The 13,311-nt window shown below is 60.4% G+C and carries 10 protein-coding genes; 3 read left to right on the top strand and 7 right to left on the bottom strand.

Going from position 1 to position 13,311, the window contains the following annotated elements:
- Positions 1-200 precede the first annotated feature (200 nt).
- On the bottom strand, positions 201-1,910 hold the full coding sequence (locus ACOBR2_RS17115; RefSeq protein WP_420237317.1) for a hypothetical protein: 1,710 nt from the start codon (positions 1,908-1,910) through the stop codon (positions 201-203).
- A gap of 452 nt (positions 1,911-2,362) precedes the next feature.
- Here ACOBR2_RS17115 and secA point away from each other — a divergent pair, with 452 nt between their 5' ends.
- On the top strand, positions 2,363-5,365 hold the full coding sequence (secA, locus tag ACOBR2_RS17120) for a preprotein translocase subunit SecA (protein WP_420237318.1): 3,003 nt from the start codon (positions 2,363-2,365) through the stop codon (positions 5,363-5,365).
- 151 nt (positions 5,366-5,516) lie between these two features.
- On the opposite strand, the gene ACOBR2_RS17125 is transcribed toward secA, so the two are convergent.
- Positions 5,517-5,969 (bottom strand): hypothetical protein, encoded by a 453-nt coding sequence (locus ACOBR2_RS17125; protein ID WP_420237319.1) that lies wholly within the window; start codon positions 5,967-5,969, stop codon positions 5,517-5,519.
- An 87-nt stretch (positions 5,970-6,056) separates the two neighbouring features.
- Here ACOBR2_RS17125 and ACOBR2_RS17130 point away from each other — a divergent pair, with 87 nt between their 5' ends.
- Positions 6,057-6,854, top strand: a complete 798-nt coding sequence (locus tag ACOBR2_RS17130; RefSeq protein ID WP_420237320.1) for a helix-turn-helix domain-containing protein — start codon at positions 6,057-6,059, stop codon at positions 6,852-6,854.
- 212 nt (positions 6,855-7,066) lie between these two features.
- Here the strand turns inward: ACOBR2_RS17130 and ACOBR2_RS17135 are convergent, their stop codons facing one another.
- Both ACOBR2_RS17135 and ACOBR2_RS17140 read right to left on the bottom strand, forming a co-directional pair.
- Complete coding sequence (locus ACOBR2_RS17135) at positions 7,067-8,950, bottom strand: hypothetical protein (protein ID WP_420237321.1); 1,884 nt, start codon at positions 8,948-8,950, stop codon at positions 7,067-7,069.
- 319 nt (positions 8,951-9,269) lie between these two features.
- Positions 9,270-10,274, bottom strand: a complete 1,005-nt coding sequence (locus ACOBR2_RS17140; RefSeq protein ID WP_420237322.1) for a zinc-dependent alcohol dehydrogenase family protein — start codon at positions 10,272-10,274, stop codon at positions 9,270-9,272.
- A 130-nt stretch (positions 10,275-10,404) separates the two neighbouring features.
- Here ACOBR2_RS17140 and ACOBR2_RS17145 point away from each other — a divergent pair, with 130 nt between their 5' ends.
- Entirely contained in the window at positions 10,405-10,635 is a 231-nt protein-coding gene (locus tag ACOBR2_RS17145) for a hypothetical protein (protein ID WP_420237323.1), read from the top strand.
- A gap of 194 nt (positions 10,636-10,829) precedes the next feature.
- Here the strand turns inward: ACOBR2_RS17145 and ACOBR2_RS17150 are convergent, their stop codons facing one another.
- From ACOBR2_RS17150 to ACOBR2_RS17160, 3 genes are all read right to left on the bottom strand, one after another.
- Complete coding sequence (locus tag ACOBR2_RS17150; RefSeq protein WP_420237324.1) at positions 10,830-11,600, bottom strand: SDR family NAD(P)-dependent oxidoreductase; 771 nt, start codon at positions 11,598-11,600, stop codon at positions 10,830-10,832.
- A gap of 54 nt (positions 11,601-11,654) precedes the next feature.
- Positions 11,655-12,533 (bottom strand): NAD(P)-dependent oxidoreductase, encoded by an 879-nt coding sequence (locus ACOBR2_RS17155; RefSeq protein ID WP_420237325.1) that lies wholly within the window; start codon positions 12,531-12,533, stop codon positions 11,655-11,657.
- A gap of 248 nt (positions 12,534-12,781) precedes the next feature.
- Positions 12,782-13,237 carry a gamma-butyrobetaine hydroxylase-like domain-containing protein gene (locus ACOBR2_RS17160; protein ID WP_420237326.1) on the bottom strand — a complete coding sequence of 152 codons (456 nt, stop codon included), beginning with the start codon at positions 13,235-13,237 and terminating at the stop codon, positions 12,782-12,784.
- Positions 13,238-13,311: the final 74 nt, after the last annotated feature.

Genomic DNA, 13,311 nt, shown 5'->3' on the forward strand with positions numbered 1-13,311 from the left:
GGGCCAACTGCTTCGCATGACCACAGCAAAGCACATGGGCAGGTTTTGCGCCGTCCCTAACGGGACTCTGCTCATCGCTGCTACGTACTGCTGCATCTTCCCGCGTATCGGTGTGTATCGCTATGTGTTGTCACGTACTGCGGCCTACATAGCCGTCCATGCAGCTTCGGTTGGCAGGATGAGCTGAGGGCTGCCTTCCGCTACTTGCCCAGCTTGGCCACCTGTTTGATGGCTCCCCATTTGGGTTCGGTTTCGCTGCTGCTGGCGGCGCTGGAGTTCCAGCCGCTGTCAGCATCAATGTCGTAGCTGATGTCGGTTCCCAGTCCCCAGGTGTCGGCCGAGCAGAGCTTGAAGTAGAAGAAGGTGCTGCCGCCAGCGCTAATCCAGTCATCTAGCAGGCCGGTGGTGATGGTGCGCATGGCCGGTTCGGTCTGCGCGCCTACTGCGCCCGTGGTCTGGTAAATCGCGCCCTGCCCGCCCTCGTAAGCCACCATGCCGCCCTTCAGCCCGTAGCTGGTGGCAATGCTGGAAAGGCTGGCGATCCAGGTAGCAGCGTTAGCCGATTCGTAGCTCTGCATGCCGCTGATGACTTCGGCGGCGGTAAGGCTGTTGCCGCTGGTGTCGCCGCTGTAGTCCATATAGGGCGCACCGGCAGCGGCCCACACGTACTGGCTGGCGCTGCTGTAGCGTTCTTTCAGGTAGTCCAGGCCGGAATAGGTTCCGCTGTTGTTGATCTGCGAGGCCAGTACCGGGCGATAGACGGTGCCGAAATTCGACGAGCCGTAGACGCTGGAAAAAGCCTCGGAAATCAGCATGGTCCCCTTGGCGGCAATGCGCATTTCCACGGTAAACGTGTCGGTGGTGCCGTCCCAATCCAGGTCGCTGTCCTGCGCGGCGATGGCGTCGGCGGCCTGCGCGGCAATCCAGGTGGACTGATTGCCCACCCCCGACCAGAACTCGTTTGAATACTCCAGATAGACGTGCAGTCCGGAATCCAGCGCGGCATTCACCGGACCTGAGGACGGCTGCGGATTGGTTCCCGACGAGCCGTAGACGCCGGTATAGGGCGTTCCCGTGGCGTTGGAGCCGTATTTGCAGAGCAGCGCCAGATTGGTGGCCCAGGTGGTGTCGCTCAAGGCGTACGTGCCCCCCAAGGCCAGATGCGGCACGTTCAGCCACAGATCCTTGCCGGTCTTGTTGGCCAGCTGAATGGCGTATTCGTAGCTGGCACCGTCCACGTAGGTGGACTGCTGATTGTTGGAGGCGTGCGGAGGTACCTCCTGCTGGCTGGCGTAGGCGGGAATCGAACGCTCGGACCAACTGGAATAGGTGGAACCGTCGGTGCCCAGAAAGTCCTTGAAGCGGATGGCGGAAAAATACCCCAACCGGGAAAGAAAGCGGTCGGTAAACAGGGTTCCGGCGGCATGCGGCGATCCGCTACTCGTGGGCCGCATCAACGAGATGTTGGTCAGCCCGGTTCCGCTGGCGCTCGATGCCGTGCGCTTGGTGTTGGTAAAAACCAGATAGAGAGACTGGAAGCTGGAACCTACCGTGACCGTGGCCGTGCTGGTGTTGGTGGAACTGGTGTAGGTGACCGTGCCTACCTTTACGTTGGAGTCGCCGTAGGGTGCCACCGTGGCCTGCCCGGTAAACGAAAGCGCATAGCTACCGGCGGCCCATGAGCCCGGATTGCTGGAGATCAGCAACACGCCAGCGTCCTGGGTGGGCCAGCCGTCGGCGTCCACGCTGGCACTTTCGTCGTAGGGAGCGGTGGTGCTGCCAAATTTGCGGGCCTGCTTCATGACGTCGGCAAAGACCTGGGTGTGATCCCAGTCATTGACCCAGCCAAGGTTGACGCCCAGGTAAGGCGAGGCAACGTCTACGGTGGAAGTGCTGGCTTTAGAAGACAAACAGCCTCCGGCCAGGCCCAGAACTGGCAGCAAAGCTCCGAGCAGGGCAAGGCCGCGGAATCCCGTCCCGCACACTCTTGGCGCGCACATTCTTTTTTTTATCGGCAAACGTCGGCTCACATGGAAGACGCACAGCCCGGGGAAGACTGTCGTTTTCAGGAAGATCTTCTACAACTGCAACCTAACCCAGCATAGAGGAAGCAGGGAGGAGGCGGGAGCCGGTTTTTTCCACGTCGGGCGGGCCTTTTGCCGGAATGGGACGGCAGAGCACACGGGCAACGTCGGCCAGCGGCTGTGAAAACCGGCCCCCTCTGAAAGACTTCCGCAGCCTGTTTGGCTTCCCAAGAGAGTGAATTTGCCGTGTATTCCCTCGAAAACAGGGCTTTTCGTCCACCTGCAAGCCCACCGCACCCCCTGCTTCCCGTTTACACTGGTAGACGGAGAGAAACGTCTTGTTCGATAAAGTTCTGACTAAGATCTTCGGCACCGCCAATGAACGGCTGGTCAAGCGTTTGATGCCGGTGGTGGCCGCCATCAACGAACTGGAAGCCTCGGTCAAGCCGCTCACCGACGACGAGTTGCGCGCCAAGACCCTGGAATTCCGCGCCCGCATCGCCGCCCGGCTTGAGGGACTCACCGAGAAGGACGCGATCAAGGCGGCCGAAACGCTGGCGCTTGACGAGATTCTGCCCGATGCCTTTGCCGTGGTTCGCGAAGCCGGCTGGCGCGCCGTACACATGCGTCACTTCGACGTACAGCTGATCGGCGCCATGGTCCTGCATCAGGGCAAAATATCGGAAATGCGCACCGGTGAAGGCAAAACCCTGGTGGCTACCCTCGCCTGCTACCTGAACGCGCTGGCTGGCCATGGCGTGCATGTGGTCACGGTGAACGACTACCTGGCCAAGCGCGACGCCGAGTGGATGGGCAAGATCTACGAGTTCCTGGGCCTGACGGTGGGCGTAATCGTCCACGACCTGTCGGACGACGAACGCCGCGCCGCCTATGCTGCCGACATCACCTACGGCACCAACAACGAATTCGGCTTTGATTACCTGCGCGACAACATGAAGTTCGAGATTACGGACTGCGTGCAACGCGGGCATTACTTTGCCATCGTCGATGAAGTGGACTCGATCCTCATCGACGAAGCCCGTACGCCGCTGATCATCAGCGGTCCCACCGACCAGACCACCGACAAGTACGAGCGGGTGCTCAAGATCATTCCTGGCCTCGAACTCGGTGAGGAAGTGGAGTGGAGCGACCACAAGCGCCAGCAGGAACTGGGCATCAGCCTGGGCGAAGGCGAAAAGTATCTCTCCGGTGATTACATCATCGACGAAAAGCAGCGCACCATCGGCGTGACCGATCGCGGCTGGGAGACGATTGAAAAGCTTCTGGGCATTGGTAACATTGCCGACGCTGAAAACTGGGACCTGAAGCACTACGTCGAGACGGCCATCAAGGCCCACTCGCTCTACAAGCGCGACGTCGAGTACGTGGTCAAGGACGGCGAAGTCATCATCGTGGACACCTTCACCGGTCGCCTGATGCCGGGCCGCCGCTGGTCCGATGGCCTGCACCAGTCCATTGAAGCCAAGGAAGGCGTCAAAATCCGCAAGGAAGACCAGACGCTGGCCACCATCACCTTCCAGAACTACTTCCGCTTGTACCAGAAGCTGAGCGGCATGACCGGCACGGCCGAAACCGAAGCCGCCGAGTTCGACAAGATCTACAAGCTGGAAATCGTGGTGATTCCCACCAACCGGAAGATGCTGCGCATCGAGAATCCCGACGTTGTTTATCGCACCGAGAAGGAAAAGTTTTCCGCTCTGGCCGATGACATTGCCACGTTGCACGAGCAGCAGCAGCCGGTACTGGTGGGCACCACATCGATTGAAAAAAGCGAACGCCTGAGCGGGATTCTGGAGCGCAAGGGCGTGCGCCACGTAGTGCTGAACGCCAAGTTCCACGAGCGCGAAGCCGAAATTGTGGCCCAGGCCGGACGCCTCGGCATGGTCACCATTGCCACCAACATGGCTGGCCGTGGTACCGATATTCTGCTGGGCGGCAATCCGGAGTTCATGGCCCGCATGGAGCTGGTCAAGCAGGGCCGGGCCCGCGCCATCAGCGCTGGCGAAGGTGCCATCAATCCCATGGCTCCCGCCGGATTCCAGCGCTTCTACTATCAGGGCCAGGAGTTCGAAGTCTCCAACCCCGAATGGGAAGCCACCTTTGCCGTGCATGACGCGGCCGCCAAAGAGAATCACGCCAAGGTGCTTGAGTCCGGTGGCCTGTTCATTCTGGGCACCGAACGCCACGAGTCGCGCCGCATTGACAATCAGTTGCGTGGCCGCGCTGGCCGTCAGGGCGACCCCGGTGAAAGCCGCTTCTATCTCTCGCTGGAAGATGATCTGATGCGCATCTTCGCCAAGCAGTGGGTTTCCACTTTGCTTGAGCGCCTGGGCATGGAAGAAGGCGTGCCGATTGAGTCGCGCATGATTTCCAAGCGCATTGAAGGCGCGCAGAAGGCTGTGGAATCGCAGAACTTTGAGAGCCGCAAGCATCTGCTGGAGTACGACGACGTGATGAACAAGCAGCGCGAGGCCGTCTATGGCCTGCGTCGCGGCCTGCTCGAAGGCGTCGAACAGCGCGAGATGATTCTGGAAGAATACGTAACCGGAATTCTCAGCAGGATTCTCGATGAGTATCTGGATGAAAGCGTCCGCGCCGACCAGTGGAACTACAAGGGCATGGAAGAGAAGCTGGTGGACCACTTCGGCCTCTTCCTCGGCAAGACCGAGGTCAAGCCGGCCGAGTTGAGCCGCCATGAACTGGGCGACGCCATCTTCGATCTGCTTAAGCGCGAATACGAAGCCAAGGAACAGCTGCTAGGCGCTCAGGCCATGCGTTATCACGAGCGGATGGTTATGCTGAGCGTGATCGACGGCTTGTGGAAGGATCACCTGCTCTCGATGGACCACCTGAAGGAAGGCATTGGCCTGCGCGGCTACGCCCAGCAGGATCCTCTGGTGGCCTACAAGCGCGAGTCCTTCGACATGTTCGAGGCCATGCTGCAGAAGTTCCAGGAAGACACCGTACGCTACCTGCTGCGCATGCAGATTCTGGGCCCCGACGGCCAGCCCGTACAGGCAGCGCCGCCGGTGCGCGAGATTCCTGCCGCACCGCCCGTAGCCACGGCGGAGATCACCTCCGGCGACGACCACGCGCCGCGCGAGATCGCTCTTCCCACGCGCCAGTCCTCAACCACGATCGACCAGATCGAGCGCGAGTTCCAGCGCAAGAAGCAGCGCGAACTGGAAGCCGCCACCCACTCCGGCGGTGATGCCACCCAGCCCAACCAGCGCCGCACCGGTGACAAGGTAGGCCGCAACGACCCCTGCCCCTGCGGCAGCGGCAAGAAGTACAAGAAGTGCCACGGCGTGGAGAGCTAAACGCCCGCACCGCGCAACGCCAAAGGGCCGGACTCGTGAGAGTCCGGCCTGTTTTCTTGTCCTGGAATTTACCTTGAATCCATCCAGCGGCGTTCTCTGGTACTGGACCGCTTGCATACGGTGTTTCCCGGGGTACTGCGCTACAGCCAAATTAGTTGTTGAGCGTCACCAGATCGGATTCTTCAATCTGAATTGGAGGATAAGACTGGATACCCATCAATGCGGCGATGCCAATGCCAAAATGCACGTACACATCTGGCTGGTCCTTGAGCGGCACCCAGTAGCCAACGATCCGCTGTCCGTTCTGTGTTTTTTCCGTGCAGACGGGACGGTTTTCGCTAACCGCAAGACTCGCCTTGCAATCCTTACAGGCATGTGTGACCGCCTGTGGGTTGAGGGAAAAGCATTTCACGCCCGTGGAAAAGCCTGCCGTACGGGCCAGTTCATTGGTGGCGAGAATGGTCCGATCCTTCTGGATCAACATGACGGGCTCGGGAAACGGGCCCCACATTTGTTCGAAGGCATCCAGCGTTTGTTGATTAAGCATGATGACGGCTCCTTTATGCTTGAGAGTATCTGTGATGCGTATCACCGATTGGGGCATTGTTCTCCCCCCATAAGGTGAGCCTAGATCCAAGCAGATTCAATGTCTTGTACGAGCAGGTACAAGAAGTGTACGATCGGATACAATATGTTCTGGAGTGCCCAATTTACCGTCGCCCGATCCACTGAGTGGGAAGTTCACGAAGTCTTTGAATTCATGTTCTGTCATTCCGGGGCGGGTCAGGTACTGGTAGAAGAGCATAAAATCGACCTGCATCCCTCCTGCATGGTCCTGATTGTTCCTGGTGCTCGCCACCGCGTCGTTTTCGAAGCTGACCAATCGGCCGACCTCAAGATCGTCTGCGTCACAGCGCAGGATACTTCGCGCTACCTTTCGCCTGTTCAGGTAGACCTTCTTGAGAGTCTGCGGAGTCATGGTTGCACTTCCAGCGATAGCGCCACGGAACTTCCGATCCTCGCGGAGCTTGTCCGGCTGATTCCAGAGGGTTCTGTCATCGGTAATCACCGGCAGTTATTAACTGTGTGGAATGTGATTGGCTTACTGTTGGCAACTCAGGCTAACGATCAATCTCCTGCAGTGGACGAAGCGCGCCAGAAACATCGGAACAGGATTCAGGACGTGTGTCTGTGGCTGGATCATCATTTAGAGGAGGAATCCAACCTGGATGAGATAGGTTCCCGGTTTGGCCTGTCACGAAGTCTGCTGACCCGGGCATTCCGTCAGCACACAGGCACAAGCATTGTTCATTACGTAAATGCGCGCCGCCTTGAGAAAGCGGCTGTTCTGCTTACATCTTCAAAAGATCGAACGATCACACAGGCTGCGTTCGAGAGCGGATTCTCAAACCTGAGCAACTTTCATCGTCGATTCAAGACTGCCTATGGATTCACACCAGCTGAATTCCGACGGAATTTTGCAAACTGATCATACTCAATTCGACAGTCATTTTAGATTCCAACAAACATAGTGTTTCACAGCGAAAAATGCTACAACCTTTCGCGGCAACGGAAGGAGTATGGGCCTTCAGGCCATGAAAAACCCAGCAAAATGCAACGGGGCTTCACAGGCCCCGGAAACGCAGTTGCAGGAAACCCGCCTAAATCATGCGAAGCAGTTGGCCCCACCGCAGGTGGTCCCTACGGGCGGATTGGCAGCGCATGCGCCATGCAGTGCCGTGGCGCGTGCACCGTGGTGGCGTAGGAGCGGGTGACGTGGAAGCGGTCCATGTAGATGTAGCGGGTGTGCAGGCCGCTGATCGTCGCAGGTAGATGCTCCGGCACATTGCGGCGGTCCACGTAGATCACCAGCGCGGCCTCGGTGGGATTGTCGCTGCTTTGGCCCACGCCAATGGCGAAGAAGCCGGGCGTATGCCGCAGCAGGCCACGGGCAATCTGCTGTTTGATGGCGATGACCTGCGCCAGAGTGGTGGCGGAAAGCTCGCCGGCTACGCTGGAATCGGTTGCCGCGCCGCCGTAATTCAGGCAGCTGACCGCATGATCGGCCCCGCCCACAAAGCTGAAAGAGCCACCATTGCCGAGTTGGGCGCTCAGTTCGCTCAGCACCTCGGGCGCGGGATTGGCCACCGCCTGACCGAGTCCGTTCGCGTCTACGCCACCGGCAAAAAACAGGCCCACCGGCTCGGCGTTGGCGGCGTCCACCACCAGCGCGCCGCTGTCGCCCGAGTCGCTGAACTGGCTGCCGCTGATGGCAAGCTGGTTGGTGAAGATCTTGGTCAGGTAGGGCTTGGTCTCCGCGCAATCGGAGAAGTAGGAGACCTCCACATCGACGGCCACGGCAGAAACCGCGCCGCAGGTCAGCCCCGTGGTGCGGCCGCTCTTGGCCACCTGCAGCAGCAGGCTGGCATTCTCGCCCTTGCCACCCGTGGAACTGATTCCGGGAGGCGCGGCGGCCAGTTGGCCGTTGGCCTGCTGTGCGCCCAGCTCCAGAATTGCACCCGTGGAGCTTACCGCCCCCGGATTCACCTGAACAATGGCCGCATCGGCATTGATGGCATGGGAGTTGAGCGGCAGCCAGCCGCTGAGCACGCCCACCGGCGTCGCACTGCCGCCCTCGCCGTAGGGGGTGCAGTTGTTGTCGATCAGCCCGGGCTGCACAATAGCGTCGCCCAGCGTGGCGTGGTCGCTTTTGGCCAGCACATGGTTGTTGCCCAGAATGTACTGGCGGCCACCGGAATCCTGCACCAGAGCGCCCAGCGTGCCACTGCAGCAATCCACAATCTGGTTGCCGCTCACGTCGTAATCCTTGTTGTTTCCGCCCGAGCTACCCAGCAGAATCTGCGAATTCTGCTCCTTTTCGTGGGCCACGGGATTGCTGGAAACTCCCGCCGGATTGAGCAGGATCTGCGCCGCGGCAACCGTGGAAGCGCTGCCCACGCGGGCCACCAGCCAGGTGCTGCTGTTGACCGCAACCGTGGCCGGAGCCGTGTAGCTGACCGAGCACCAAGTAAAGGCATCGCTGGCATGACGGCAGTTGGTTGCTCCCAGGGTTCCCTGCCCACCGCTGCTTCCCGACGAAGTGGAAGCCAGAGCAAAGCTGACCTCACGCGCGCCGCCCGCCTCAGCCAGATAAGCCGTCAGCGTAAGCGTGCCATGGGCGCCGAGGGCTGCGTTTTCCGGCGTGAGCGGTTGCAGAAAGCCCGGCGTCAATGTGAGTACGGAGCTGGCTTCCAGGCCGGAGTTCTTGAGCGTGGCCGTCACCACCACCTGGGCGCTATCGGCAGTCAGGTAGCTGGGCGGTGTGTACAGGCCAGTGGAGCTGATGCTGCCCGCGCCGCTGGTGGCGTCGCCGCCGGTCACGGTCCAGCTGACCGGAGCCGCGCCGCCCGAGGCAAGCTTGGCGGCAAACTGCAGGACCATGGAGCCGTTTGCGCCCGTGGCATTGCAGCCGTTACAACTGGTGTCGATGCTGGCCACCCCAGGCGAGATTGAGAAAATCGCATTGACCGCACTGGCCGGCGTCCGCACCGCGCCACAACCCGCCAGCGCCAAAAGCAGTGGCAAGACAGCCGCCAGCAGGCGCACAGAAGTGCGACGGCGGCAATTCGGTCTGGCAGTGGGGGACAGCAAGCAGGACCTTTCAGGAATCAATGCCCAAGAAAATACGGCCGGGATGTGGCCGTACACCAGCATAAGACGAAGTTGCCACGGAAAGTTGTTTCCGGGGCCATGAAATTCAATCCTTAATTTCATCTTAGAGTAGAACAAAAAATGGGGAGCTGGGAACAGCAATCCTGAGGCAATTCCCGGCCTCCCATTCTGTGGGAACGACGTTTCGTGCACCGATACAGGAAAACTATTGTAAATAAAATACTTACATAAACTATTCGACGGTAAGCACCAGCTTGCCAAAGTGGCTGGCCGCCTCCATACGAGCTAGAACCGCACGGGTCTGGCTCCAGGAGAACTCCGCACCCACCGGGCGCAGCTCAGCGAGCGTGATGGCGCGATTCATCTCAATAAAATCGCGGCGGCTGCCCACGTAAATCCCCTGAAGACGGACCATCTTGTGCAGCATCAATGAGATGGGGAAGGCATCGGCGGCCTGCGCCAGCACTCCCACCTGGGCCACCGTGCCGCCCACTCGCACCGCCCGCAGCGAACGGACCAGCGTGCCCGCGCCGCCCACCTCTACCACCAGATCCACGCCTTCGCCAGCCGTCTGCTCCATCACCCACTGATCCCAGTCGGGCGTACGGCTGTAATTAAGCCCAGCGTCCAGCCCCAGCTCACTGGCGCGGGCAAGTTTTTCATCGCTTGACGAAACGCCCAGCACCCTGGCCCCATGCAGGCGGGCAAACTGCAGGGCAAAGATGGAAACACCGCCGGTGCCCTGAATCAGCACCGTCGAGCCCGGTCGGAGGTCAGCCGCAGCCAGCGCCTTCCAGGCTGTAACAGCGGCGCAGGGCAGCGTGGCCGCTTCCTGAAAGCTCAAATGCTCGGGAATGGGGACCAGCCCGGTTTCATGCAAAACGATGTGATCGGCCAGCATGCCATCCACGTCGCCGCCCAGCGCACCACGAGAGCGGGCACGGGTGAGCGCTCCGTCCAGCCAGTTCTGCATGAAGATTCCCGCCACCCGGTCGCCCGGCTTCCATGCGCTTACCTCCTCGCCGACGGCCAGCACTTCGCCCGCGCCATCGGAACAGGGAATGCACGGCAAGCGCATCTGCGGGTTGTAAAGCCCCTTGACCACCAGTAGATCACGATAATTCAAAGCAATCGCATGCACGCCCACTAATACTTCACCGGGCCCCGGCGTGGGGGTGGACCGTTCAACAAACTCAAGCGAATCAATACCAAACGAACGAATCTGCCAGGCACGCATGGATGGGGAACTCCGTTTCTGCTGTATTCATGCGACTTTCCGCACACCGGCGTGCGGTACATGCCTGAAAACAGCCTCGTACAATGAAGATATGGCCCGTGGTTGGGAAAGTAAATCCGTGGAGGAACAGATGGCAAAGGGTAAGGAAGAGCCGGTTACCATTGTGGGCACCAGCTCGCCGAGCGCAGACGAAGCCAAGCGACAGGCACAGCGTTCGCGTGCCTCACGCGAACGCGAGCGTCAGGCGCTCAACCTGCAGCGTGAAAACATTTTGTCGCAGAAGACCTCGAGTCCGGTCCGTCGTGCCGCTCTGGAAGCAGCGCTGAAGATGATCGAGGGACAGTTGGCCGAGCTCGGCTAGCCTGCACACACGCACCCTTCTGCCCTGTCGCACATTTATTGTGCGCAGAGTGCGGTTTGTTGCCTGAACCTTTTGAAGATTGCGCCGCATGCCTCTCGGCTATGTTCGGCAACACAATCTTCCTGTCAAAAAAAACTACTCTACAAAAACAGGGGCCCCAAGGCCCCTGCTCTTTTTTTGCGGCAAATTGTGCTCTACCCCTCGCGATGGAAGAGCAGCGAGTTGGCCTGATTCACACAGGTCATGGTGATGCGGGCAATATTCACATGGGCTGGCTGACTGGCCGCCCAGAGGATCGCCTCGGCCACATCCCCGGCCTGCAACGGATTCAGCCCCGTATAGACTTTCTCAGCCCGCTTTTCGTCGCCACGGAAGCGCACCAAACTGAAGTCGGTTTCCACAGCACCGGGATCGACGCAAGTGACGCGCAGCGGCGTACCCAGCACGTCCTGCCGCAGGCCGTCGTTGATGGCAATGGCCGCCGCCTTCGAACCGCAGTAGACGGCCGCGCCCGGGTAGGTTATTTCGCCCGCCGTCGAACCAAGATTGATCACATGGCCACGACCGCGCACCACCATGCCGGGAACCACCGCGCGGGTGACGTAGAGCAGCCCCTTCACGTTGGTGTCGATCATTTCTTCCCAGTCTTCAAAGCGACCGGTGTAGAGCTTATCCATGCCACGGCTCAGGCCGGCATTGTTCACTAGAACGTCGATGGCCGACCATTCCTCGGGCAGGCCGTCGATGGCGTTTTGCACGCTCGTGCGGCTGCGCACGTCCAGCGCCATTGAATGCACGGCTTCGGCTCCTGCCGCGAGTGCTGCCGAAGCAACCTCGGCCAGTTTGTCAGCGCGCCGGGCCGCCAGCAACAGGCGAGCACCCTCACGGGCAAAAGCAAGTGCAGTGGCCGCGCCGATTCCGCCGCTGGCTCCGGTAATGAATACAATCTTTCCCTTCAGACTCATGCTTCTATCGTAGTCAAGATTTTCCTTTTGGAAAGCGGATTCGCCCCGGCAGGGTTACTTTTGCGCCTTGCCGCGTTCCTGGGCCAGCCGGTACTGCCCCACGGCCCAGTCCTCATTGCCCATGCCGTGCCGGATGGCGTCGTCGAAAAAGTCGCCCATGGTTTCGGCCAGACTGACCTTCTGTCCGTGGGCGGCGGCAGCCTCACGCAGCAGACGCAAGTCCTTTGCGCCCAGCTCAACGGTTGCTCCGGGCTGCTCGGGCGGGTTCAGCATTACGCCCGCATAAAGCGCATAAAACGGCGACTGGAAGAGTGCGCTGTTGATGGCCTCAAAAAATGCAGACGGCGCGATTCCCTGCCCTTCCGCGAAGACAAACGCCTCGGACAAACCATGCAGCATGGAGCAGATGAGGAAATTGCCACCGAGCTTGACGGCGTGCGCCTGCTGCGGTTCAGAGCCCACCACCGAAAGCCCCCGCGAGAACGGCGCAACAATGGGTCGGGCGCGGTCGATGGCAGCGGCAGAACCGGCGGCAATGATCCAGAGCTTGCCCGCCGCGGCCACGCTGGGCCGGCCAAAGACAGGGGAAGCCACGTAGTCCACACCGCGGCTGGCGTGCTCAGCCGCCAGCCGCTGGCTGAGCGCCACGCTGATGGTGCCCATGGCCAGATGAAGCTGGCCGGGACGAAGCGCCTCGATGAGATTTGCCGGGCCCAAAAAGAGCTCTTCGTAGGCTGCATCGTTGAAGAGCATGGTCAGTACGGCCTCGGCCTCCGCGACGGCCTCGGCAGGCGTAGCGGCAATGCGACAGCCAGCCAGTGATTCCGCCCGCGCCCGGGTGCGGTTCCACACCGTAACCTCGTGCCCGGCGGCAATCAGATGCCGCACCATCGCCGTACCCATCTTGCCCAAACCTAGAAATGCAATCTTCATGGGAAAGCTCCTCTGCTCCCATTTTCCATCGGGAAGGGGGTGGAGGGAGCAGGGGTATTTATGCCCCTGAATCCAATTGCACAAAAAACGGCTTTAGCCGCGGGCCTTTCAGAGCGATACAAGGCAATGCCAGCGCCTGAAGGCGGATGCTTTTGCCTTCAATTTCAGGGGCATAAATGCCCCTGCTCCCTCCGGAAAATCCAAACAAGGGGACGCAGTCAAAGAAAGATCCATATGCAATTGCCCTTCTAATTTGCCGTACCGCCAGCGTCTTCACGGGCGAAGTTGCATTCCTGGCACTGGCAGACGCGACGCAGGTACTCCCAGGAGTAGATGCCGCCCTTGTGGCCATCCTCCCAGTCAAAGCCGAGGGCATAGCGGCCCACCGGGCGGGCGACGGCTGGCTTGGCCGGGGGCGTGAACATGGGCAGCAGTTGGGTGGGTTTGGGGCGCGGATCGCCGGGCTTGCGACCCTGCGCCTTGCGCTCCTCGTTGCAGGTGGCGCAGGGACAGGCCTCGCGCAGCCAGGCAAAGCTCCAGGCCGAACGGTGGCCGTCCTGCCAGTCAATCTCCAGACCCTTGCCTTCGCTCAGCAGCACGCGCACCTTTTCGGGTGTGGTGGCAATGCGTGGCAGGGGCTGGTTCTGCTCGGCCTCGCGGGCCTTTTCCTCGGGGGTGGTCAGGCGGATGCCTTCGTGGCTCATGAGGATATTGTAGCGGGAAGGCCCGAAAACAGCATGGAGCCGGAGTTCTTCCGGCTCCATGCTGTTTCTGGGTG

It is taken from the genome of Telmatobacter bradus, from assembly GCF_048629425.1.
Classification (GTDB): domain Bacteria; phylum Acidobacteriota; class Terriglobia; order Terriglobales; family Acidobacteriaceae; genus Telmatobacter; species Telmatobacter bradus.

Coding starts and splice junctions, on each gene's coding strand:
- ACOBR2_RS17160 (WP_420237326.1), bottom strand. CDS start 13,237: ATGAGCCACGAAGGCATCCGCCTGACCACCCCCGAGGAAAAGGCCCGC.
- ACOBR2_RS17155 (WP_420237325.1), bottom strand. CDS start 12,533: ATGAAGATTGCATTTCTAGGTTTGGGCAAGATGGGTACGGCGATGGTG.
- ACOBR2_RS17140 (WP_420237322.1), bottom strand. CDS start 10,274: ATGCGTGCCTGGCAGATTCGTTCGTTTGGTATTGATTCGCTTGAGTTT.
- ACOBR2_RS17150 (WP_420237324.1), bottom strand. CDS start 11,600: ATGAGTCTGAAGGGAAAGATTGTATTCATTACCGGAGCCAGCGGCGGA.
- ACOBR2_RS17145 (WP_420237323.1), top strand. CDS start 10,405: ATGGCAAAGGGTAAGGAAGAGCCGGTTACCATTGTGGGCACCAGCTCG.
- ACOBR2_RS17125 (WP_420237319.1), bottom strand. CDS start 5,969: ATGCCCCAATCGGTGATACGCATCACAGATACTCTCAAGCATAAAGGA.
- ACOBR2_RS17130 (WP_420237320.1), top strand. CDS start 6,057: ATGTTCTGGAGTGCCCAATTTACCGTCGCCCGATCCACTGAGTGGGAA.